This is a genomic window from Chitinophaga sp. sic0106 (genome assembly GCF_019219075.1).
Lineage (GTDB): Bacteria > Bacteroidota > Bacteroidia > Chitinophagales > Chitinophagaceae > Chitinophaga.
This window is the reverse complement of sequence record NZ_JAHUWJ010000031.1, coordinates 1-24,403: the sequence shown is the minus strand read 5'-3', so window position 1 is coordinate 24,403 and position 24,403 is coordinate 1. Positions and strand designations below refer to the sequence as shown.

Below are 24,403 nucleotides of genomic sequence, written 5' to 3'. Positions count from 1 at the left end.
ATGGCAATCAACAACAAAATACTAGCTATCAAGCAGTTAGATAAAAAAGCAATCGAGTTTCAACCGCTTTTGAAATCGCCGCCGCCGGCTCAGGGCTGGATATCCTTAATCCGCAGATCCCTGAATATGACTTTGCGCCAGTTAGGTGATCGCCTGAATATTACCCCTCAAAGTACCCGTGAAATTGAAATACGGGAAGCTACTGGTACCATATCAATAAATGCACTGTCAACTGCTGCCGAAGCACTCAACATGCAATTGGTCTATGGCTTTATTCCGAAGGATGGATCGCTAGAAATGATGATAGAAAAAAGAGCCAGAGCTATTGCAACAAAGATTGTCAGCCGAACAGCAACTTCCATGAAATTGGAGGATCAGGAGAACTCAAAAGCAAGATTATCAGAGGCCATAGAAGAAATGACCTTAGACCTAAAACGAGAGTTATCATCAAAGTTATGGGATTAGAGATCAACTATTTTGAAGGACAAACCCCGCTGGATGAGGATGAAAGGGAGGGTTTATTAATTCCAGGTATTTCAACCAGACAGGAATTAGATGAACATGAGCAGCAAAACATAGAACAGGCCATCCGCTGGACTTTTGAAAGAAGGAAGAAGTTTACACGGGAAGAAATCCTTTCCGTAGAATTCATTTGCGATTTACACTCCAGAATGTTGGGAAATGTCTGGCAATGGGCTGGCAAATTCAGATCTACCAATAAAAATATTGGTGTTGATAAATTTAGCATCCGGCTAGACCTGAACATTCTGCTGGATGATGTCCGGTTTTGGATTAACCATAAAACATTTCCAGCGGATGAAATTGCCCTTAGATTCAAGCATAGGCTTGTCAGCATACATTGCTTCCCCAATGGCAATGGCCGTCATTCAAGGCTGGTAGCCGATATCGTGATTGAAAAAATTTTTGGATCAGCAGTGTTTACCTGGGGTTCAATAAACCTGATTCACCAAACAGAATTCAGATCACTGTACCTCAAGGCATTAAGGTCTGCTGATATTGGTAACTTTGATCAATTGCTGATATTTTCCAGATCCTGAGTACATAGCTTAGGAACTCACCCTTTCCACCACCATCACCGTATGCTGCTCCCCAAAGAAATGATTATAAATCACCACTTTCTTAAAATCCGCGGGCAGCTCTTTCACCATCGGAAACCAATCCGCCGGTATGTTGCCGGCGTGCAGCAGCGAAGCCGCCAGCCACAGGGCAAAAGAACCTGCTGTATCATACTCTCCGCAGAGGTGTTTGAATGGTATAGTAGGTGCAGCCAACACCTGATTGGCTAACTCATAATAATGTGAATAATTACTGTCGCCATTAGCGCCGCTGATAATTAAATCCGCATCTGCGCCTAACTCCTGTAGCACGGCCGAAAGTCGCTCCAAGGAGGGCTTATAGAGCAGTTTAATACCGGTTACTGCCGCTTTAGATTCCGGCGTTGGCGCGGCCGCCAGCACAAAGAAAGCACTACCTTCTCCCGAAATAGTACCGGGTAAACTGGCATCAAATAAATGGGTATTGCCTACGGGCTGCTCCCGCCACTGGCCAATGCGACTTTTAATATAGAAATGCTCCGGCGTCATTTCTTCAAAAGAGCCGGTAAGCGTATGGGTGGCACCTTCCTGTAACAGCATCAGACTGTCCACCAGCGCATTTTCGAAGGAAAAGCCGCGGTGCACAAAGGTGTTGTTATAGTCGGTCCCATTTTGCTGCAATGCAATCAGTCCGTTGACAGAGTTGTAAGTAGATTGTATAAACGGCGTAGGGTTTAATGCCGTTTCCTTGTATTGCTCAATTTCCTTGATAAACTTTTCCGTATCCTGCAAACTGCCTTTTCCAGTGCCGGTAACAATAGGGCCAGGAGTGGAAACACCGCTGCCAGAGAGGCATTTCAGGGCGGTAGCCAGTCCCATACGCAGTACGCGTGTCATCCGGCGCAAACTGTTAGCAGGGATATAGGGCTTGTAATCGGGTTCGATGCACACCAACCGGTTGCTGTCGCTTTGCACAAACGGCGCTGTGGTAATATCTCCTTCAAAAGTTTGTTGTGGAGATATAGCTGCCATTCCCTGGATATAACACTTAACCTTCATACTTGCTGATCACGAGGGAAGCATTGTTACCCCCAAAGCCAAAAGAATTAGAAATTACATTATTGATGATTACCTCTTCCTGCAGTTCCGTTACCGGAGAAATCTGTAATTCTTCCATACGTTCGGAAAAATTAAGGTTCGGGAAGATGATACCGTTCCGGATGGCCAGCACCGCGTAGATCGCTTCGATAGCGCCGGCAGCGGCAAGGGTATGACCGGTAAACGGTTTGGTGGAACTGAACGGAGGTACTGCTGTACCAAACATCCGTTCCAGCGCACGTCCTTCGGAGATATCGTTGTTTAAAGTGGCAGTGCCATGCACGTTGATATACTGTACTTCTTCCAGTGTACGGCCACTCATGGCCAGTGCATTTTTCATGGCAGCATAGGCGCCATCACCTTCCGGCGAGGGAGAGGTAGGATGGAATGCTTCGTTGGCATTGCAGTACCCGGTGAACTCTGCGAGGATAGTGCTGTTGTTTGCTTTTGCAAAAGATTCACTTTCCAGTACCAGGTAAGCTGCGCCTTCGCCCAGGTTTAAGCCGGTACGTTGCTGATCAAAAGGACGGCAAAACTGCTTATCCACATTTTTCAGCGAGTTGAATCCATTGAGGGTGAAGCGGGTAAGCGCTTCGGTACCGCCGCATACCATCCGCTGATACATGCCTGCCTTGATCATGCGTGCACCAAACATCAGTGCATTTGCCGAAGAAGAACAAGCCGTGCTGATGGTAGCAATATGCTCTGTAAAGCCTACGGTATCGGCTATACGTTGTGTACAATCCGCGCAGTCGAGCGTATGAATACTTTCTATAAACGCACCCGACTTATCCGGATTTATCAGATCGAAATAAACTTTCTCTGTATCGCACATCCCTCCCACCGTACTGGCGTTGATAAAGCCCGTAGGCTCCTCCTGGAGGTTGCTGATACCAGCCTGCTGCAATGCTTCCCGCATCGCCACCAGGCCCAGCAGCGTAGTGCGACTAAACCCCGCCCGCACAGGAATGCCGGCCATGCGGAATAAAGTGGTGTTATCCAGCTTTACTTCACCTACCGGCAGTATCTGCTTGTAAATAGTATCGATGTAGTCCGTAAACCCAAGCCCACTCTTCTGTTGACGAAGGCGCTGCAGATTACCGGCCACGTTATCACCAATGGCGGTGACCATTCCCATCCCTGTAATAAACACTCTTTCCGCCATGCAGCTGATTACTTATGCGGGTTGTTTAGACTGAATGAATTCGGCCATAGACTGAACAGACTGCAAAATTTTACGGCCCTCACGCGGATCTTCCACCTTAATGCCATACTGTCTTTCCAGTAATACCATCAGTTCGAGAGAGTCGATGCTGTCAAGCCCCAGACCATCGCCGAATAACGCCGCGTTGTCGTCAATATCAGCAGGTTTGGTGTCTTGCAGATTCAGTGCTTCAATGATCTGTTCTTTCAGTTTCTGTTTTAATTCTTCCATAATGTTGTAGGTTTATCCGCGACTGTCGGCAGCCACAAGATGCCTTTGTTAATTGGTAAAAATACAGTTTTCGTACTGTTTTGAAAATTATTCTCAGTTCATTCTTCGTTTTTCAACGTAGCCGGCAATGGCCAGCATCGCCAGGCCCGTAACTACCAGCCGCACCGCATTCTTCCACACATAGGCAATGTTGCCGTTACGGAGGTAAATATCATTAATGGCATCCAGCCCCCAGCTAAGCGGGGATAAATGCCCGATCACCTGCATTTTATGTGGCATGATCTCCAGCGGAATCCAGATGCCGCCAATGGCCGACAGGATCACAATAGAGATTGCCCCGAAATTCAGCGCCTGATTAGGCGTTTTAAAAAGCGTGCCAATCAGTATGCCATATGACGTAGCTGCCAGCCCAATAGCCGCTGCCACCAGAAAGGTAGCGCCTGCATCTCTTCCCATCACCAGTTTTGGCAGATCCAGCAAAGGCAGGATGTATATGCCCACGAGCATCATACAATAAAACTGTACCACACAGATGCCGACAAAAAACAACATCTTGCCCAGTAAAATCTCCAGGTAGGAACCCGGAATCAGCTTCATACGCAGTAAACTGCCATCCTCCCGTTCCCGTATCATGTTGCCGGCAATAGGTATGACGATAAAGAACATCGCAAATATGCTCCAGGCCGGTACGTTATGCTGTACGGAATTAGAGATTACGTCTATCTGCTTCCCTGTGCCGGTCGCCTCTTCCTTCAGGCCAACCGCCTGCAGGCGGATAGGCAGGGTATCGCCGGAGGGGGCCACACTGGTGTCCTTACTTTTGAGCTCCTGGCGAATACGCCCTAACAGCATATCCGTTTCTACCTGCGTCAGAAAATTATCTATCGCCTGGTGTACCGCTCCCTTGAAAGCCTTTTTGGCGGCAGGGTCAAAGTAGATGGTCACATCCAGGGAATCGGCATTTTTCTTAACCGGCAGTGCGAGCGACATCCCCATCCGATGAGATATATCGTTCACTATTCTATTCGCATTGCTAACGATATTGGCGGTAGCACCTGCGGGAATAATAATACTTATTTTATAGGTCCCTTCATTCACCAGCTGACGCGCCTGCTCAGCGGTCACTGGCTTGCCATCAAGCGTGTCGATGATGCGGAATTGCCCGCCGCTGGCCAGTCCCTCACGGATATGGCGGCCCAGGCGGCCATGGTCGTTATCAACCGTCAGGAGATCGAATTTTACTTCCTGGTAGTCTTTAAACGGGGCATCCTGGATCAGTGCCATTACTGTAATCAACACCACCGGCATGAGAAACAGGAGGGTAAGTCCTGTTTTATCGCGCACCAGTAGCTGCCATTCTTTTCTTATTGTCGCCAGTAATCGTAGCATTAATCTGAGTATTAGTCTCGCAAGGCATGTCCTGTATAATGCAGGAACACATCTTCCAGGTTATCACAATCCGGCAGTTCATCGATGAGTTGTTCGGGGTTACCCTGTACGATGAGGCGGCCCTGGTCTACAATGGCTACATCGCTGCATAGCGATTGTGCTTCTTCCAGCAGGTGGGATGTATAGAGAATACTATTTCCCTGGCTGTTGTATTCACGCAGGAATTGCAGGATCATGCTTCTGGACTGTACGTCTACCCCGGCGGTAGGCTCATCCAGTACGAGCAGCGATGGCTGATGGAGAATAGCTGCAATGATATTGGCTCTCCTTTTCATACCACCTGAGAATTTATGAATTTCCTTATCTGCACTTTTTTCCAGTCCGAATGCCTCCAGCAGTTCCATAATGCGGGCCTTCAATCCTTTCCCCTTGTAGCCGTACAGGTTACCAAAGTAGGTGAGGTTTTCCACTGCACTTAGCTGGGGATAGAGGGCAATGCGCTGCGGCACCACGCCTATCTGCTGTTTGATGGCTTCGCGGTGATGTGCATCCTGGGAAAGGCCGTTGATAAGCACCTCTCCGCTGCTGGCTTTCACCAGTCCGCAAAGGATAGAAATAGTGGTTGTTTTACCAGCGCCGTTCGGCCCAAGCAACCCTGCGATACTACCTTTCCGGAAGGAGAACGTCAGGCCTTTCAGCGTGGGCTCTTCTGCGCCGGTGTAGGTTTTGTATAGCTCTTTTACTGCAATGCTGGACATATCTTACAATTATATAGCCTTACTGAGCTTACGGAAAAATGCTTCTTCAGCAGCGGCGGTGCGGAACAGCATCTCACTCAGCTCGTTATAGGAAACATCGTTTGCGCTGCGGCTTTTGCATACACGGCCGGCCGCAAAAGCAAAGGTACGCCACAGGTCACCGATCTGCGTAAGTTCAGTAGCCAATTTAGAAAGTTCCGGTTTATTCAGCAGCTCTGCTGCTTCCTGGAGGAAGGCGGCATATACGAAACGGAATCCGGCGCCACCGGTGCCAATTTCTTCCTGCATACGGATAATATTGCCGAGGTAGAGGCCTGCACGGCGGTCGTCCAGTTTCTCCGGATATTTTTTCAGTCGCTTTGCCAGAAACCGTATACCGTCCACTCCAAACATGGGTATCGGAATTTTGAGCATATAGTGACAGGTTTGCTTAATACCTTCTATGATCGGTTTTTCGAATGAAGCCGAAGATGGCACGCTCACCGGGTAGTACATTTTTCCTTTAGGCGCCGGAAATCCTTTTGCAAAGCGGGCCTGAGCCAGATTCTCCGGCTCGATGCTGGTGATGGTATCCATCACCGGATCACTCACCAGGTAGTTTCCATTTTCTTTGCCATATACAACGAGGTTATGTGCATTGAAGTGGAAACGGTAGGATGCAGGGAAATAGGTGAGGTAGTAAACGCTGGAAAGCAGTCCTACGGGCGTTCCGGCGGCGAGGGTCTGGTCCAGTGCGGCCATACCTTTCTCCACAGAACTAAATTTTTCCACCTTCATTTTTACGCCCAGGCGATCACATACACGTTGGAATATAGCACCAGGCCATATCCTGTAGGTGGTTCCCGGAACGCCATTCACTTTAACAAACGGCAGGTGACCAAAGAATAAACCGGCACCAATACCAAAAGCCATTGGCTCGCTGATCTTCAGTCCGTGGTGGCCCAGCAGATTGGAGATAACACCGCTTTCGCAATGTGCTGTTTGTGTGTGATGGAATAGAATTTCGCTCATAGTTTTTATAGCTCCATTAATTATCAAACGGAGTTCCGGTTGTCAGAACTCCGTTTGATGTGGAAAATTGTAAGTTATTTTATGTGCTGCAGATCAGCGATACTGATCTTAAAGGCATCTGCATATTTTTGCAGCATGTTTTGGCTTAAACGCCCGAATACAGCGGGTTTCATGTGCCTTTTCACCTGCCATTGGAATTTGCCTACATAGTTTGCCAGCAGGGCAAGGTCCATGATGTTTTTTTCCATGTAGTAGGCGATGGGGCTCACTTCTCCGGCAAGTACTTTTTGTCTGGCCGCTTCTACTCTTTTATTCACTTCTTCCCAGGCCTGGTCCAGGGCGATATTTTCAGGCTCCCAGCCAGCACTCTGCACCTGAACGTAGTTGCCCGAGTTATCCACCGCATACATAATCTGTTTGAATGTACCTTCATGAAGGTTATCCTTGTCCTGTGGTACTTCCTCTTTTTTCATGACAGCAGTTTTAAAGGTGATTACTTACACAACAGTGATCTGTGCATAAGCATAGGAGAAACGCGCACTTTCCGGCACCATCATCACAATCTTCTGACCTTTCTTCAGTCGGCCGGTATTCATCAGTTCTTCCAGCATCAGGTAGGGAGATGCAGTTCCCACGTTACCAACACGGTCCAGGTTCGTAAACCATTTGTCCAGTGGGATAGGCACACCAATGCGGGTGATTTCCTCATCTATTTTAAGTCGGAAGAATTCGGAAGAAAGATGCGGCAGGAAGAAGTCAATTTCATCCAGGTTGATACCATAGCGCTCCACCAGGTTTTTCCACATTTGTGCACCGGAAGGAACTATATTTTTGCCCAGCAGTCGGGTATCCTGTTTGAAGGAAAACACGCTGTGGAAAGCCCATTCGTCAGGGGTCATGTCTATCCAGCCTTTGGTGTCGCCATCTTCGGTTTTAATGGCACCGGAGTACATACATGTTTCCAGTTCATTGGCGTAGGAGGCGATTTCCACCCAGTCCACCCGCAGGGAAAGTCCTTCTTCATTTGGCTTATCAGAGAAATAAGCGGCGCTGGCGCCATCGGACAACATCCAGCGAAGGAAGTCTTTTTCAAAAGCGATGTAGCCGTTGGCGTCTAAGGCTTTCTGTGCATCTCTTTCGGGCTGGAATTTTTCTGCCAGCATCCAGGCGGAGAATTTTTCGGAGCCGGTGCTTACCGCGTTGGAGGTGTTTCCACAGCGGATAGACATCCAGGCATATTTAAAGGCCTGCATACCGGCGGCACAGGCACCGGTAGCTGCGATCAGCTCAACAGGCTGACATTTCAGCAAACCGTGCACCATGGCGGCATGGTTAGGCAGTAACTGATCAGGAGATGTAGTACCGCAGGCAAGCAGCTGCAGATTACTGATTGGGTTTTTGTCATCAAACAATGCTTTCACCGCCTCAGCTGTCATTTCTGCGTTGGTATGGGTGCTCTTTCCTTCGTTGTCCAGGGAGTAATAGCGGGTTTTGATCTTGTTGTTTCCCAAAATCTTCAGCCGCATCCGGGAAGGCTTTCCATCTACCAGCCCGAGAATGCTCTCCATTTCTTCATTTTCTACAGGCTTGTTGGGTAAAAATTTTGAAAGCCTGTTAATATAAACTTCCTTCATTTGAAAAAATCGTCTTTAAAAGGCACATGTCACTAGGGTGCATGTTATGATGGTATATGTATTATACAAACGTAAATATAGAATTCTAATCTGAATTACAATTATTACGCCACCAGACTAAAAGCCGGGTTCATTACAGGTCGGCACGGAATCCTGCATTTTCACTCAACGAAGGGAAGTACTTTTATAGTATTCCACTTCCTTTTGCAGGTCGTTCTTTTTCAGGTTAAGTTTTATAAGGGATGATATGATGGTCACAGGTGAAAGTACCACGATACCTGGCAATAGTAAGGATCGGTACATAGTCACGCGGCCCTGACGGGAGCTTGCTGCTGGTCCGCCTTTGGCGCTGATATATTTTGCCCAGAATCTGAAGGCTTTGATGCCTCTGTCTTCCAGCAATATCAGGTTAGGAATGAGTTCTACTGCGTTCAGGTCAATCAGTTCCTGCTGCAGTCCGTTCCAGTTACCGGATTCGAGTGCTTTGGCGATTGGTGCCGCAAATCGGGCGCTGGTAACGATTTCGTTTTCCTGCACCCCTGCCGGCGGGAGGTATTTGGTAGCGGCTTTGAGGCCTTTGAACTGCCACCTGAGAACGGTGATCAGTGACACCAGGTTGGAAGATTTATCTACCAGCACAATATTGCCCGCGAGTTTGGCACCGGCTTGCTGAAGATATTTCTTCACGGATTCCTGGGCATTGAGCCACATATTGCGGCCACCGAGGAGCGTGATTACATTTTTACCTTTCAGCAGCTGGCGGCCTTGTTCACTTTGCAGGAACGCGGCAGTAGGCTGCGATGGCGATAAAAACCATGGCTGATATGCCAGTATAACCAGATCAAAATGCTCGTTCACATCAACTTTCAAAGGTTGGATACCACGTGGTGTTTGCAGTACCGTTTCCGGCATTGTATCGTAAAAAGTCTGCTTTTTCCAGGGAAATGCAAAGGGCTCCGAAGGAACCAGTTGCTCGAAAGTCACATCCACCTTGCCTTCCAGCGGTGCCAGCACATGATCTACAATCCTTTTCAGTTGCCCGGTTTGTGTATAATATACTACCAGGACCTTAGGTTTTACATTCATAAAAGGAACAGGAGTTCAACATTAATTAAGCTGTAAACTTACAAAAAAGATACTATCATTTATATGATTTAATGATAATTTGATGTAATACGGGGACTAATCTTATCTGGAGAGTGGGGTTAAAGGCTGACATTCAGGGCTTGTGCCCCAGCCAGGTGCAACACCAATCGGCTTACTTAAGTTGTTGCTGCACCTGGTCTAAAGGACTTTTAATATTTTCAACTAAATAACTAAGAATCAGTCTCTTTATGATACAAAATTTGTTAAAATTTTGTAAATATTATTTCGCCTGCTCTACAGAGCCTGCACCGGCGATGGACTGACTTACCTCAGGGGAGCCTTTATAGACAACGTCTCCGGTGCCTGCAATGCTGGCTTTGAGCGTTACGCTGGCGTGTACTTTGGCGTTACCGGCACCTGAGATTTTCACTTTGGTATTTTCGGTAAACAGGTCTAATCCTTCAAAGTTACCTACACCGGCAATGGATACGTTCAGGTCGCGGGTTTGGCCGGTTACCTTCATATCTCCGGAACCTGCGATGGAAGCGTCGATAGACGGAGCATCCACCTTACCGATGATATTACCGCTACCTGCAATTTTCAGTTTAATATTTTCCGGGTTAGTGAAAGTGCCCAGTAGGTCGATATCCCCGCTGCCATCTACTTTGATAGCATCCAGCTGGGGAGCTGACAGATATACATCAAATTTCTTATGGGTGCTGATGTTATGCACATCATCACGAAGTTTTACAATCAGTTCCTCGCCGTCGCGCTCCAGCACGATCAGCGGTACAATATTGCTTTCCGCCTCAATTACGGCGCTTTTGGTTTCCCCCTGCTGTATATGTACGTTCATACCGCCATCAACTTTGACGCTGCGGAAGGCAGTGATCTGGCGTTCTTCCTTGATTACATTACCATTTCCTTCTATACGGCGGAAATTGCAGGAGGATAATAATACGAGGGTGGTTAGGGTCAGGAGCCCTTGGCAAAGGCTAGTGTTGATTCTCATAAATGCTGGATTATGGCAGAAAGATACGACCCAATTTCGGAATTTGGAATCAGATAAGCCGAATTTCCCATAATGACTTTATCTTTGCACCACCATGACAGAAAAGATACTTATCCTCGATTTCGGTTCACAGTATACGCAGCTGATTGCACGCAGCATACGCGAACTAAATGTTTATTGCGAAATTAAACCATGCCTTCAGCCAATTGCATGGGACGAATCCATCAAAGGCATTATTTTATCCGGAAGTCCGTTTTCCGTAAATGATCCAAACGCACCTTCCGTTGACATCGCAGCGATGGCCGAAAAAGTACCGGTACTCGGTATCTGCTACGGCGCACAGCTGATGGCTAAAAACTTCGGCGGAGAAGTAGCCAAAAGTAATATCCGTGAATACGGTCGCGCTTTCATGGAGCATAGCGATAAAGAGGAAAAATTATTATATGATATTTCCGGTAAAAGCCAGGTTTGGATGAGTCACTCCGACACCATCAAAAAAATACCTGATACCTTCGAGGTAATCGCTACCACCGAAAATATCCCGGTTGCCGCTTTTAAAAGCTCAAAAGTGGCTAAAAATCCGGTATTCGGTCTGCAGTTCCACCCGGAAGTAACACACTCCCTGGAAGGAAAACAGATCATCCGTAACTTCCTGATGCACATCTGTGGTTGCAGCCAGGACTGGACTCCTGCTCATTTTGTACAGGAAACCATCGCCAATATCAAAGCTAAAGTGGGCGACAAACGTGTGGTGATGGCGCTCAGCGGCGGGGTAGACAGCACCGTGGCTGCTGAACTGATCCACAAAGCTATCGGCAGCAACCTGTTCTGCATTTTCGTAGATAACGGCCTGCTCCGTAAAGATGAATACAACACCGTACTGGAATCATATAAACATATGGGACTGAACGTAAAAGGAGTGAATGCAAAAGATCTCTTTTACGGTCAGCTCGAAGGAGTATCAGATCCTGAACAAAAGCGCAAAATCATCGGACGCCTCTTCATCGAGGTATTCCAGCAGGAATCCGCTGAACTGAAGGATATTTCCTTCCTCGGTCAGGGTACCATCTACCCGGATGTAATTGAATCTGTTTCTGTAAACGGACCTTCTGTTACCATCAAATCGCACCACAACGTAGGTGGCCTTCCTGAAAAGATGAACATGCAGCTGGTAGAACCCCTGCGTTTCCTCTTTAAAGATGAAGTACGCCGCGTAGGCCGCGAAATCGGTATCAGCGACATCTTCCTGGCCCGTCATCCTTTCCCGGGTCCTGGTTTGGCCATCCGTATCCTCGGTGCCATCACCCCGGAAAAAGTGGATATGCTGCAACAGGCAGACGCAATCTACATCGACGGACTCCGTGAGGCCGGCCTCTACGACAAAGTATGGCAGGCAGGAACCATCCTGTTGCCTGTTCAGAGCGTAGGCGTAATGGGCGATGAGCGCACCTACGAGTTTACCGTTGCACTCCGTGCAGTAACCTCCGTAGACGGTATGACCGCCGACTGGGCGCACCTGCCATATGAATTCCTGGCAAAAATGTCCAATGATATAATCAACAGGGTTAAAGGTATTAACCGTGTTGTTTACGATATCAGCTCCAAGCCACCTGCCACCATCGAGTGGGAATAACAGGCGTCTTTTTGAGCCACAATAACCGATCGGCACAACTTATGCAGTAGATGCCGATCGGTTGTTAAATTTATATCAAGCACACAAACTGCCAATTGTTATGAGCCTGTCTTTTTCTATAAAACACCTGTTTGCCGGAGTGGCCATCGCGCTAACCATCAGCGCCTGTTCCTCTTCCCGCAAAACCGTATCAAAACCTGCTCCCACACCTAACGCAACTGCCACCAAACCCGCTCCTGAAAAAAGCCCGGAACCCAAAAAGGTAGATAAACAAATACCTTTCAACGTTCCCGCTTTTGCCAAAGATGTGAAAAGAGGCACCTACAACGTAGCCATTTTTGCGCCGCTGTATCTCGACTCCGTATTTGCCACCTCCACCGATATTCCCGGTCGTACCATGCCCCGCTACGTACTCCCAGGACTTGAATTCTACGAAGGCGCACAGCTCGCCCTCGACTCCCTGCAAACGCAAGGATATAATCTACGTGTAACCGTATACGACAGCAAAGGAAAACAAAGCATCTCCAGCCTGATCAAATCTAAAGTGCTGGATGCCACCGACCTGATCATCGGATCAGTGACCAATCCTGACCTGAAAGAGCTGAGCGATTTCTCCCGCGATAAAGAAATCAATTTCGTGTCCGCCACCTACCCTAACGATGGCGGCGTTACCGATAATCCTTTCCTGTTTATCAGCAACAGCACCCTGAAAACACATACAGAAGCGGTGCAGAAATATGTACAGGAAACCTTCGCGAATAAAAATATAGTACTGCTGCGCAGGAATACCGCTTTTGAATCACGCATGTACGCTGATTTCAAAGCCGCCTACGACAAAATGGACTACGCCAAAAAATCCAGGATCCGTGAGGTGGTATGGAACGATGGCACCACTGCTGAAGAACTGAGCAAAGTATTACTTACCGACCGTACCAACATCCTCATTGTAACTGCACTGGATGAAAACGGCGCAAAAACTTTACTCCGCAAACTCAGCACCACTGCTGCCACCTACCCGGTGCAAATCTACGGTATGCCTACCTGGGACATCTTCCGCTTCAAAGAACCGGAGTTCAAGGGCATGAATATCTACTATTCCTCTCCTTATTACAACGATAAAAACGATTACTACAGCAAATACGTAACGGATTACTTCCGTCGTGTTTATCGCGCACGCCCGTCAGATATGGCTGTTAAAGGATTTGACATGACGTATTATTTCGTGCGGCTCATGCGTGATAAAGGCGTGTACTTTAATGCATATACCAACGATGCACCTAAGATCATTTCCAGGTACAACTTCCAGCCGGTATACGTGAAAGAAGGTGAAAGCGTGCCATCCTACTTTGAGAATAAAAACATCTATATCTATCAGAAAGGTGATACAGAGGATGTAAAGATGAATACGAATAATTAATGATTTTTTATATGTAAAAAGCCTGATGCCAGCGGTATCAGGCTTTTTTATTGCGCGCTGTTGCGCGGGAAAAACCCAATTTTTATATTTCTTTCGGATTAAATAAATATTAACTTAGCAAAGTAACCAACATCTAAACAGCTAAAATTCTAATCTTTGTCTATTCATCCGGTGTAAGAACCTGCTGATTGCTAACCTAATAAGCGTACTAAATTCATGTCAACGAATACAGGGTTAACAGAAACGGAACTGATAGCACAAATGCAATGCGGTGATATGGCGGCCTTCGACGCCATTTACCACCTATATTTTCACGCAGTATATGGCAACATCCTCCGGCTCACACATGATCCAGCCGCCACCGACGATATTATCCAGGAGGTGTTTATCAGGTTATGGGAGAAGAAAGAGACCCTCGATGTGTTGCGCCCCCTCGGCAACTGGCTGTTTGTAGTGAGTTACAACCGTAGTATGAATTACCTGCGCGACCGCCAACGGGAAAAGCTCGCTCCCGAACAGCTGGCCACCACCCTTACCGCCGCTGAAAATGAATGGCAGATCACCGAAGCCCAGCTGCAGCTGATAGAAGAAGCCATCGGCCAGCTGCCGCCACAACGCAAACGCGTATTCACTCTCTGTAAAATACAGGGCAAAACCTACGCAGAAGCAGCAGAAACACTGAATATCTCCCGGTATACCGTAAAAGAACATATTACCAAAGCCAACGATTTCATCAGAGAATACGCCAGAATGCACCCTGATAAAGCATTCCAGATTGGTATCCCCTTGCTGGCCTATCTTGCTGCTACCAGCTGAAAAATATTTTTTACCATACAGCCCCCCACTTGCCACTCCCCGGTGTATTAATATAAACGCTACCCGTGGATATGGACCACTACATCATCGCACTGCTCGAAAAGGAACACTGGACGGAAGAAGACCGGCAGCAGGTATTACAATACCTCGCCACCTCTAACCACAGTGAGCTGCAACAGCATCTGCTGCGCCGGTTCAGGGAAGCAACTGCACAACAAAAAAGCAGTGAGCATGCCAGCGCGCTGCTACAAAGCATCCATACACAATTACAAACAGTAGCACCGGCAGTACCGCGTAACAGGTACCGAAGGCTGGTTATAGCTTCCACAGCGGCCGCCGCAGCTATACTGGCAGTCGTGGTGTTTACAGCTCCACATCTCTCTACAAAAAATAAAAAAAACCAGCCACCAGCAGCCCTTATTGCGAGTAAGTTTGGGGAAGATGTAAGGCCCGGCTCCAATAAAGCGCTCCTCACCCTGGGCAACGGCAAAACTGTTATCCTGGAAGACACGAAAGACGGCACTATCCCTGCCGGCGACGAAAACATCCACAAAGCACAGGACGAACTGGTGTATAATCATACCGGCGAATCTGTGGCTGTAAACACCCTGCAAACGCCCAAAGGCGGCCAATACCAGGTGGTGCTCTCCGATGGCACCAAGGTATGGCTCAATGCCGCCAGCACACTTACTTACCCGGCATCATTCCGTGGAAATACACGCACCGTTACACTCAGCGGCGAAGCCTACTTTGAAGTAGCCGCCAACGCAAATATGCCGTTCTATGTAAACACGCCGGAAGAGCAGGTGCTCGTACTGGGCACCAGCTTTAACGTGAAAGCCTATACGGAGGAAAAACGCAATACCACCACCCTCATCGATGGAGCCGTAAAAGTGGCCAAAGCAGAAAAAGAAATAGTACTGCAACCCGGTGAGCAAACGGTGTATAATAAGTCCACCGGCCGCTTACAAGCCTCCGGCGGCGATCCGGCACGCGCCATCGCCTGGAAAAACGGACAGTTCGCATTTAAAAACGACGATCTGAAAGAAGTCATGCAAACAATCAGCAGATGGTATGATACCGAAGTGAAATACGACGAAACTTTAGATATATCAACTATTCATGTAACAGGATTTATGCGCCGGCAGGCTAATCTTTCCAGCACGTTGGAAATACTGGAAATCACTGCAGGCGTACATTTCAAAATACAGGGACGGACCATTAACGTAACCAGATAATTCAATAAAAATCACCAATAATTTGTTTGCATCAGCGACCGCGCGCACGCTGATACAGCACACTATTGTATTCCACAAACTTACCAGCAATGAAAACACATTTACCCATCAAACGATGGCTTGGCAAGTGCAAAGCAACTTCATATACCACGCGTATATGCCGCTATGGCCTGCTGTTACTGCTCGCCATCTCGATGCAGACCTCCGCAGGCGCACTGGCACAGGATCAGCCACTCACGGTAAAGGCAACAAATGCCACCCTGGAAACGATCTTCGGCATCATCCGTAAACAAAGCGATTACCTCTTCATCTTCCGCGATGAAAACCTGTCCAAAGCAGTAAACAAGGTAACGCTGTCGCTCGCCAATGCAACGATAGACCAGGTGATGAACAAATGCCTCGAAGGCACTTCCCTGAGCTACCGCATTGTGGATAAAACCGTTATCCTTATACCAAGAAAAGAAGAAAATCAAACGCAGCAGGTAGCACCTGTTTCCATCACCGGCACCGTGCAGGACGCCTCCTCCGGCGAAGTGCTGCCCGGCGTAACCATAGGCGTGAAAGGAACATCCGCGGGCACCATCACCAAAGCCGACGGAAAATTTGAAATAAAAAATGTAACGCTACCGGCTACACTGAATTTCACTTTCGTAGGCTTCACCGCCCAACAACTCGTCATCACCAAAACACAACATATCAACGTGCTACTCAAACGCGAAAGCAAGGACATGCAACAGGTGGTGGTGATAGGTTACGGTACACAGAAAAAAGTAGACCTCACCGGCTCCGTAGGCAGCTTCAAACCTACCGAGCTGAATGCCCGTCCGGTACTGGGTCCTGACCAGATGATGCAAGGCCGCATTGCCGGCGTAAACGTAAGCTCCGGCTCCGGTACCCCCGGTGGCGCAGTACGTGTAAGCATTCGCGGTATAGGCTCCATCAGCGCCAGCAATGAACCGCTGTATGTAATCGACGGTGTGCCGGTGATGCCGCACAACGCCGCCATCACCAACTTCGGTGAAAGTATGAACCCACTGGCAGAACTGAATCCTAACGATATTGAATCGATTGATGTGCTGAAAGATGCTGCCTCTGCCTCTATATATGGCTCCCGTGCTACCAACGGCGTAGTGTTGATTACCACCAAGAGCGGTAAGAAAGGGAAAGGCCAGCTGACCGTGAATACTTTCGCCAGCATGCAGGAAGTAGCACGACTCAATAAAATTAAAATGGCCAGCAGCGCGCAGTATGTGGAAGTGGCCAATGAATCCATCGACAACTACAATAACCAGTACGGCTACACGCCTGGCAACAGTAAATTCATCCCCTACATCTACAACCCTTACCCGAGGCTGCCTGAAACAAACTGGATGGATGAAGTACTGCGTAAAGCATATACCAAAAGCGTAGACGTAGCCGCCTCCGGTGGTACCGAAAAAAGTACCTACTACATCAGTGCCGGTTACCTGAACCAGCAAGGTACCATCAAAACCAACGGACTCGAAAAATATATGGCACGTATTAACCTCACCAGCGAACCAGTAAAATGGGCACGCATGGGAGCCAATATGAGTCTTACCTATTCCAGAAACAACCGCGTGCCGGGCTCCAACCTGGGAAGCACCATTATGGGTCGCAGCCTGCCACAACGGCCGTTTGACAGGCCCTATAAGCCCAATGGCGACTATTATGTGGGTGGCACCAGCGACCTCGTATACCACAACCCTGTACAAATCCTCAATGAAGAAGTAGCTTACCTGGATAACTACCGCCTGCTGGGCAACCTGTTCGCAGAGCTGAAACTGGCCAAAGGCCTTACTTTCAAGACTTCCCTGGGAACAGACCTGATTTATACACAGGATTATATCTACTATAACCAAAAGCATCCGTATGGCACCGGCAACGGCCGAAATATAGATGAGCGCCGCCTCCTGAGCAATATCCTGTTGGAAAACACGCTCAGTTACAGCACCAACTTCGGCAAGCTGAAGACGGATTTCCTGGCAGGACAATCCTTCCAGCGTAATATGATCAGCTCTTCCAGTATCGATGGTAATGGTTTCCCTGCCCCATCATTTGATGTGCTGGATGCAGCCGCCGTTATCAACGATGCAGGTACTAACCTGTATGGTAACGCCATGGAATCCTATTTTGCCAGAGCAAACTTCGCCTGGTCAGATAAGTACCTCCTCGCCCTCTCCATGCGTACAGACGGATCTTCGAGGTTCTCCCCGGAAAACAGGTATGGCTACTTCCCTGCCGTTTCCGCAGGCTGGCAGGTATCTAAAGAACCATTCTGGTTTTCACCCGCCACTGATTTGAAAGTGCGTGTGAGTTACGGTTCTACCGGTAACCAGGAAGGAGTAAGTAACTATGCCTATCAATCACTCACTACCGGCGGATATAACTATGACGGAAAAAGTGGTATCTCTGTAACTACCACTGGTAACAACAGCCTTACCTGGGAAAAAGCGAATCAGCTGGATGCCGGCATCGACCTTTCCCTGCTGAAAGGAGCCGTGGAAGTAACATTGGATTACTTCAACAAGAAGACAACTAACCTCCTGTATAACATGCCTATACAGGCAACATCAGGATTTACCAGCATCACCAGTAACATCGGCTCCATGCTGAACACCGGTGTGGAACTGGGTTTGAATACAAATGTCCATTTCGGACAAGTGATGTGGACTTCGAATTTCAACATCGCCTATATTAAAAACCGTATCACTTCCCTCATCGGCAATTCGGATGTACTGAGCATCGGTAGCAATCGCGGACTCAAAGTAGGCGAGGATATCGGCAGCTTCTGGGTGTATAAGATGACAGGCCTGTACCAGGATGATAAAGAAGTGCCTAAGCCCCTTTATGACATTGGTGTAAGAGCTGGTGATGTGAAATACGAAGATCTGAATAACGACGGCAACGTTGATATCAACGACCGCCAGATTGTAGGCAGCTCTAATCCTAATTGGTATGGTGGCTGGAATAACACTTTCCGTTACCGCCATTTGGACCTGGGTGTGTTCATGAACTATGCAGTTGGGGCAGATGTATATGCTTCCTGGAGAATTAACGCGGAAAGGCTCGGCCAGAACGGATTCAACAGTACTGCACGCGCTGTGGAAACCAGATGGACCGGGCCTGGTACCAGCAACACCACACCCCGCGCTATTTACAACCTCGGTTACAATATCTACAACAGCACCCGCTACCTGGAAAATGGTTCCTTCCTGCGTTTGAGAAGTGTGTCGCTGGGGTATAACATCCCTGCTTCCCTGCTGGAAAGAGCACATATCTCCCGGTTACGCATATACGCACAGGCAGATAATCTTTGGATATGGACCAAATACAACGGACTTGATCCGGAAGTAAACTCCAATATGGACCCGCGTTTCCTCGGTGAAGACAACCTCATATTACCGCAGCCGCGCTCCTTTATCATCGGACTTAACCTGGGCTTTTAACCACCATCTCACCTAATTATGAAAAAGAAATTTTTACCGATCATATTAGCCGGCAGCATGGTCTTCAGTTCCTGCAGCAAACTGCTGGATGTGAAGTCGCACTCAGCTGTGGCCACCAACACCCTTTCTCCGGACGATGTGGAATCATTCCTGAATGGGATTTACAACAGGGTACAAAACGCTCCCGGTGCGGAATCCTACATCATGTTTGATATTACCGGCGGCAACCTGATCAACTCCGGTTCTACTACAGATGGTGGTTTAAATACCTTCATCAGCAACATCATGCGGCCCGAGCAAGGGCTCATGAGCAGCGCGTGGAATGGCTACTACAATGCGTTGTACCAGATCAACAACCTGCTGGAATCAGCATCGCAGCTTCCGGAATCCAACCGTAAGAACGAAGTGCTGGGCATTGTGCATTTTTTCCGTGCCTATGAATACTACAACCTGGTAACCCGCTGGGGTGGCGTACCGGTGCTGGAAAAAAATACTGCCAATAAGGTACCACGCAATACAGAAGCGGAAGTATGGGCATTCATTGAAAAAGAATTACAGGCCGCTATCAGCACCACCCCCACTTACACCAACGGATCATACAACTATGTATCCGGCATGGCTGCCAAAGCCCTGATGGCAAGGGTTATGCTCGCTCAAAATAAAAAAACGGAAGCCGCTGCCTATGCCGAAGAGGTGATTAAATCCGGATTTTTCCAACTGGATTCCTTCGATAAAATTTTCCGTGCACTGGCAAACACCGAAATCATTTTCTCGTTTAAAAATGCGACGATAGAGTCCAGCACCAACATCAGTACGTTGTTCTACACTTATGCGCATCCTGTAAAAGGCAGTTACGTATACCGCCCTACCAACGAAGTCATGAACCTGTTCACGGCAACGGATACACGTAGGGCCATGTCTGTAGATACCTACCAGGGATTGAATGTGGTGAATAAATATCCAAGTGGGCAGTCGGGCACCGATCCTTTGATAGTAGTACGCATTGCTGAAATGTACCTGATCAGCGCGGAAGCGCAGGGGCTGGCAGGCTTATCCCGCCTCAATCAGCTGCGTGTGGCGCGTGGATTAACCGAAATACAACCTACCACGGAAGAGGATTACCTGAATACTGTTTTAACAGAGAGAAGAAAAGAGTTTGTAGGAGAAGGGTTCCGCTGGTATGACCTTGTTCGTTTAAACAGAACCAGTGACCTGGGCCTCGCGGAAAGAGAATCCAAATTCCCTATTCCCATGAACGAAATCGCTTTAAACAATTTACTACAGCAAAATCCAAAATATTAACATCATGCAAATCATAAGACTCGCCTGCTGCCTGCTGTTGAGCATCACCGCGGTGGCTTGCAACAAGGATACTACTGCACCGGTGCATCGCGTACCGGTGACCGACCTCGCGAAAAAAATTACCGACAGTACCAAAATAATGGCTGAAGTTTTTTCCGACACCAGCTTTACCATTGCTCCCGGTATTGAAGAAACGGATATTCACTATTTGAGTCAGACGGGTTATACCATGCGTATTTTCATTTTGAAAGTAGACATGAATAAACCCGGCATCCGCCTGCAGGCGGGCACACCATATGGCCTCACCCCATGGGCGTTACAAACAGTGCCTGACATGGCTAAATATATTGACTCTACGCACAATCGTGTAGCCGCTGCCGTTAATGCGGATTTCTTCAGCACCATCGGCGAACCTCGTGGTATTATGATGAAAGACGGTAAAACTTTCAAAACCACCTGGGCTAATGAGCGCAGTGCTACTTTTATTGCCGTGCTCAATGATGGCAAGCCATACCTCGGCACCCGGGCCGATTTCCCGGTAATGCAGCCACAAATTAAGGATGCATTGGGTGCAGGGCAGTTGCTGGTAAAAGACAATGTGGTGCAGCTGCAAACGGATGTAACGATAGAACCGCGCACTGCGGCGGGCCTCAGCGCAAACAACACCCTGTACTTTGCCGTGGTGGATGGTCGGAGCTTTTACTACAGCAATGGTATCACCATTACTGACCTGGGTATTATGCTGAAAGCCTGTGGTGCCAGCACGGTGGTAAACCTGGACGGTGGCGGTTCTTCCACGTTCATGATCCGTCACCCGCTTGCGCCGGTATGGCAGGTGCGTAACAAACCATCTGATGGCAACAACCGTGCTGTAGGCAATAGCTGGTTGATCATTAACGATCTACCTTAACCAATCTCCCATCTACCATGAAAAATATCGTATATACATTACTGTTATTAATGGCTGTACTGGGTGTTTCGTGCAGTAAAAACGAGGAAACATCCGCTGTAAAAGCGCTTAGCATTACTTCCGTATGGCCGGGAAGTGCTCCTGCCGGCAGTATTATCATCATCAATGGTAAAAACTTCAGTGGCATACGGGAAGAGAACGAAGTAAAATTCAACGGCGTGGCCGCGGTGGTGATAGAAGCCAACGCCAGTCAGCTACAGGTAGTAACACCAGAAAGCGGTACTACCGGCGCCATTACCATTGCCGTAGGTCAGCAGCAGGCCACCGGTCCTGTGTTTAACTACACCTTACCTCCCGTGGAATATATTGTGTCCACCCTTGCCGGCAATGGCACTGGTGGCAGTGTGGAAGGCAGTGGCACTAACGCGCAATTCAAAAACCCGGAAGGCGTAGCAGTAGATGCACAAGGCAACATCATTGTGGTGGACCGTGGGAATAACCGTATCCGTAAAATCAGCGGCACGATGGTATCTCCCATTGCCGGTGTGGACGCGGGAGGCTTTAAGGACGGCGCAGCTGCCACTGCCCTGTTTAAGTTGCCATGGCGGTCAGTAGCTGATGCTGCCGGTAACATCTACGTGGCCGACAGAGACAACCACCGCATTCGAAAAATAGCTACAGACGGCACCGTGAGCACTGTGGCCGGTACAGGTACCGCTGGCTTTGCCGATGGCCCTGCTGCTACCGCTAAATTCAACCAGCCGCTGGATGTAGTGGTGGACCCCGCCGGTAACCTTTATGTGGCAGATAACCTGAATCACCGTATCCGCAAAATATCGATAGATGGAACTGTAAGTACAATCGCCGGCGACGGTACCGCTGCCTATGCAGACGGTACCGGTACTGCCGCACGGTTTAAAAACCCCAGCGGCCTGGAAATTGATAAAGACGGCAACCTGTGGATAGCCGACCGGTTGAACTACCGCATCCGTAAAATCACGCCGGCAGGCGTGGTTACTACCATTGCCGGCGACGGCACCACCGGCTATATCGATGGGGTAGCCAACGCCGCACGGTTCGCAGATCCTTATGGGATCACACTCGATAAAGATGGTAATATCGTGATCGCAGATTTAAGTAATAATAAAGTGAGGCTGATTTCTGGTGGACAGGTATCCACCATTGCCGGCACCAGCAGCGGCTTTGCTGACGGTCCGGGATCGGCAGCGCAGTTTAACCAGCCTACAGATGTATGCATGGATGCCGCCGGCAACATCTACATCGCGGATCTGGGGAACCACCGCATCAGGAAGATCGTTAAAAAATAAACGGTAAACAATGTGATAAGGTGCTTCCAGTTTTGGAGGCACCTTTTTTGTGGCTCTATTATGGCTGGCACATCATACTTAACCCGGTCATTGGTCCACGGAGCATCAGCTTAGGAGAAATTTCAGTAATAGAAAATCTAGTTGGAAAAAAAATCATAAACATTCAAGATGTTGCCAGAATAACATTAGGCAAAAGTCTTTTTAATCTCTCCATCTCTTGTTTATGGAGCTCATCCATATCCCGCTCAATTAATTGCTGATCATATATATCAATCAACACATTCAATGAAGGGTTGTTGTTAAGCTTTGCGGCTATAACTCCTTTTGTAATTCTAAAAATATCATTAGCTGCGTTTACTTTATATTCATTGGGCATAAAATTAAGCAACTCATCGACACGAGCAACAGAGGAATTCAACTCACAATAAGGCAAGGCTACCTTTTTAAACTGATTCAATAATTCAGATGCAATCGCCTCTACCTGACTATCCTCAGTAATCAATAAATTTAAACTCTCATTTCGTTTTTTATACAATCCATCTGGATTATGTAATATTGATGCTACACTATTACCAATAGTTATAAAATCAGTTTCTTTCTTTAATTCTGTATTCAAAGTTATTTTCTTATAATGCTTTTCGATTTCATCAACCCCAATCCAAATATATGGCTCTACAAGAACCCCTTTGGCTCCCGTTTTAATAAATGTTCTGTCGTAAACAAGAAACTGGTATAAACAAATTGACCCTTTCTCTTTTTTTACAAACCCCTGTTCTTTTATACTAGGACTAAATCCGAATACTTTCAAATCTGTAGAAAGTAATTCTATAATTCTTCTAACAATTTCTTTTTTTTTTCATTTTCATTTCTATTCAATTGAAAACTTCCCTGTTTTAGAACTCCAGCGGTAAACACCTGTTTGAACTTTTGCTGGATCTACTGTTACACCTGAGAACCTTTGCGCATTAGCTCCAGTTAACACTCCTTTATCACCATCTTTGAAAAATAATTTTTGTCCATTACTCAATTTACTACCATTTACTTTTGATTCAAAAACACCTGTAACTTTTGAATCCTGAACCACTACAAAATCAGCACGCATAGAAGCACCATCCATTTTAACAGCGACTTGTTCTAATATCTCAGCCCCAGCACCAAACTGCTTTTGTAGAATGTCTTTTGTCAATGCTTTTCCTGCTGCTCCCAATTCATTAGCCGATGTCAGGCCTTTAAAGGCTTTGCCTGCGGAAGACATTTCCTTGACGACCTGCAGTGCTTCTGTACCTAAAAGAACTTGCATTACATCTCCAAGAACCTTTGCACTTGCTTTAGCAGGATCAGCTTTGAAGTCCGCAACTACACCATTATATATAGCCTTGCCTGTTTCAATAGGATTCGCAATTGCATGAGCGATTCCTTTCAATGTTTGAACCGGACTAGTCACTGCACTATAAACACCGGTAATCGTACTTTTACCAGACTCGACCAATCCTGTGCCAACCGATCCTTTATTAAAAGCATCCATCTCCCAGTTATTAGGAGGACAGGTTGGGCAATCCCCTTTGGGATCACTATATCTTATAGGATTATTAAAATTCGAATTATATGGGGTCCAACTATCAAACTCATCGATTTTTGGGTCGATTTGCCACCATCTTCCAATCTGTGGATCAAGATTCCTAAACTGTGCATCATACTGATTTAAACCTAATTCAGTCGTATGCTCTATTCCATTATACCTCAACCTATTCGCCGCATAATTCAACCCCTTCAACACATTCGAACTAATCCCCTCCATCGTCCCTCCAAATGGA

22 protein-coding genes are annotated in these 24,403 nt (G+C 47.5%); 10 read left to right on the top strand and 12 right to left on the bottom strand.

All coding sequences use genetic code 11. The annotated features are described in order from the left end of the window. Together KW844_RS28045 and KW844_RS28040 are read left to right on the top strand one after the other, a co-directional pair. The gene (locus KW844_RS28045; RefSeq protein ID WP_218380087.1) at window positions 1-465 is read left to right on the top strand and encodes a mobile mystery protein A; all 465 of its coding nucleotides are present in this window, start codon (window positions 1-3) and stop codon (window positions 463-465) included. Further along, complete coding sequence (locus tag KW844_RS28040; RefSeq protein WP_218380086.1) at window positions 456-1,058, top strand: mobile mystery protein B; 603 nt, start codon at window positions 456-458, stop codon at window positions 1,056-1,058. Before KW844_RS28045 ends, KW844_RS28040 begins: the two co-directional genes overlap by 10 nt. Window positions 1,059-1,067: 9 nt before the next feature. Here KW844_RS28040 and KW844_RS28035 read toward each other — a convergent pair whose 3' ends face one another. The 10 genes from KW844_RS28035 to KW844_RS27990 all read right to left on the bottom strand — a co-directional run bounded on the left by KW844_RS28035 (window position 1,068) and on the right by KW844_RS27990 (window position 10,478). Continuing rightward, window positions 1,068-2,087: a beta-ketoacyl synthase chain length factor gene (locus KW844_RS28035; RefSeq protein ID WP_218380085.1), complete on the bottom strand. Its 1,020-nt coding sequence runs from the start codon at window positions 2,085-2,087 to the stop codon at window positions 1,068-1,070. 16 nt (window positions 2,088-2,103) lie between these two features. After that, window positions 2,104-3,318: a beta-ketoacyl synthase gene (locus tag KW844_RS28030; RefSeq protein WP_218380084.1), complete on the bottom strand. Its 1,215-nt coding sequence runs from the start codon at window positions 3,316-3,318 to the stop codon at window positions 2,104-2,106. A gap of 12 nt (window positions 3,319-3,330) precedes the next feature. Further along, window positions 3,331-3,588 (bottom strand): phosphopantetheine-binding protein, encoded by a 258-nt coding sequence (locus KW844_RS28025; RefSeq protein ID WP_218380083.1) that lies wholly within the window; start codon window positions 3,586-3,588, stop codon window positions 3,331-3,333. 93 nt (window positions 3,589-3,681) lie between these two features. Beyond that, a complete protein-coding gene (locus KW844_RS28020; protein ID WP_218380082.1) occupies window positions 3,682-4,977 on the bottom strand; it encodes an ABC transporter permease in 1,296 nt (431 codons plus the stop codon). 11 nt (window positions 4,978-4,988) lie between these two features. Further along, complete coding sequence (locus KW844_RS28015) at window positions 4,989-5,735, bottom strand: ABC transporter ATP-binding protein (RefSeq protein ID WP_255578671.1); 747 nt, start codon at window positions 5,733-5,735, stop codon at window positions 4,989-4,991. A gap of 9 nt (window positions 5,736-5,744) precedes the next feature. Further along, window positions 5,745-6,746, bottom strand: a complete 1,002-nt coding sequence (locus KW844_RS28010) for a BtrH N-terminal domain-containing protein (protein WP_255578670.1) — start codon at window positions 6,744-6,746, stop codon at window positions 5,745-5,747. Window positions 6,747-6,820: 74 nt separating this feature from the next. Next, on the bottom strand, window positions 6,821-7,219 hold the full coding sequence (locus tag KW844_RS28005; RefSeq protein WP_218380081.1) for a hypothetical protein: 399 nt from the start codon (window positions 7,217-7,219) through the stop codon (window positions 6,821-6,823). A gap of 24 nt (window positions 7,220-7,243) precedes the next feature. Further along, entirely contained in the window at window positions 7,244-8,380 is a 1,137-nt protein-coding gene (locus KW844_RS28000) for a beta-ketoacyl-ACP synthase III (RefSeq protein ID WP_218380080.1), read from the bottom strand. 165 nt (window positions 8,381-8,545) lie between these two features. Beyond that, entirely contained in the window at window positions 8,546-9,466 is a 921-nt protein-coding gene (locus KW844_RS27995) for a hypothetical protein (protein WP_218380079.1), read from the bottom strand. Between the two features lie 280 nt (window positions 9,467-9,746). Next, complete coding sequence (locus KW844_RS27990) at window positions 9,747-10,478, bottom strand: head GIN domain-containing protein (RefSeq protein ID WP_218380078.1); 732 nt, start codon at window positions 10,476-10,478, stop codon at window positions 9,747-9,749. Between the two features lie 94 nt (window positions 10,479-10,572). Between KW844_RS27990 and guaA the strand changes: the two genes are divergently transcribed. The 8 genes from guaA (at window position 10,573) to KW844_RS27950 (ending at window position 22,589) form a co-directional block, all read left to right on the top strand. Next, window positions 10,573-12,111 carry a glutamine-hydrolyzing GMP synthase gene (gene guaA, locus KW844_RS27985; RefSeq protein WP_218380077.1) on the top strand — a complete coding sequence of 513 codons (1,539 nt, stop codon included), beginning with the start codon at window positions 10,573-10,575 and terminating at the stop codon, window positions 12,109-12,111. A 100-nt stretch (window positions 12,112-12,211) separates the two neighbouring features. Next, window positions 12,212-13,528: an ABC transporter substrate-binding protein gene (locus KW844_RS27980; protein ID WP_218380076.1), complete on the top strand. Its 1,317-nt coding sequence runs from the start codon at window positions 12,212-12,214 to the stop codon at window positions 13,526-13,528. Between the two features lie 216 nt (window positions 13,529-13,744). Continuing rightward, window positions 13,745-14,344, top strand: a complete 600-nt coding sequence (locus tag KW844_RS27975) for an RNA polymerase sigma factor (RefSeq protein ID WP_218380075.1) — start codon at window positions 13,745-13,747, stop codon at window positions 14,342-14,344. A gap of 71 nt (window positions 14,345-14,415) precedes the next feature. Beyond that, window positions 14,416-15,582, top strand: coding sequence for a FecR family protein (locus KW844_RS27970; protein ID WP_218380074.1), 1,167 nt, complete (start codon window positions 14,416-14,418; stop codon window positions 15,580-15,582). Window positions 15,583-15,671: 89 nt separating this feature from the next. Further along, the gene (locus KW844_RS27965; RefSeq protein ID WP_218380073.1) at window positions 15,672-19,049 is read left to right on the top strand and encodes a TonB-dependent receptor; all 3,378 of its coding nucleotides are present in this window, start codon (window positions 15,672-15,674) and stop codon (window positions 19,047-19,049) included. Window positions 19,050-19,067: 18 nt separating this feature from the next. Beyond that, a complete protein-coding gene (locus tag KW844_RS27960) occupies window positions 19,068-20,351 on the top strand; it encodes a RagB/SusD family nutrient uptake outer membrane protein (RefSeq protein WP_218380072.1) in 1,284 nt (427 codons plus the stop codon). Window positions 20,352-20,355: 4 nt separating this feature from the next. After that, the gene (locus KW844_RS27955; protein ID WP_218380071.1) at window positions 20,356-21,261 is read left to right on the top strand and encodes a phosphodiester glycosidase family protein; all 906 of its coding nucleotides are present in this window, start codon (window positions 20,356-20,358) and stop codon (window positions 21,259-21,261) included. Window positions 21,262-21,278: 17 nt separating this feature from the next. Next, window positions 21,279-22,589 carry an IPT/TIG domain-containing protein gene (locus KW844_RS27950; RefSeq protein ID WP_218380070.1) on the top strand — a complete coding sequence of 437 codons (1,311 nt, stop codon included), beginning with the start codon at window positions 21,279-21,281 and terminating at the stop codon, window positions 22,587-22,589. Between the two features lie 163 nt (window positions 22,590-22,752). Here KW844_RS27950 and KW844_RS27945 read toward each other — a convergent pair whose 3' ends face one another. Both KW844_RS27945 and KW844_RS27940 read right to left on the bottom strand, forming a co-directional pair. Continuing rightward, complete coding sequence (locus tag KW844_RS27945) at window positions 22,753-23,397, bottom strand: hypothetical protein (RefSeq protein ID WP_218380069.1); 645 nt, start codon at window positions 23,395-23,397, stop codon at window positions 22,753-22,755. A 60-nt stretch (window positions 23,398-23,457) separates the two neighbouring features. After that, window positions 23,458-24,403 (bottom strand): RHS repeat domain-containing protein (locus tag KW844_RS27940; protein WP_304502649.1); only part of this gene is annotated, 946 nt, incomplete at its 5' end.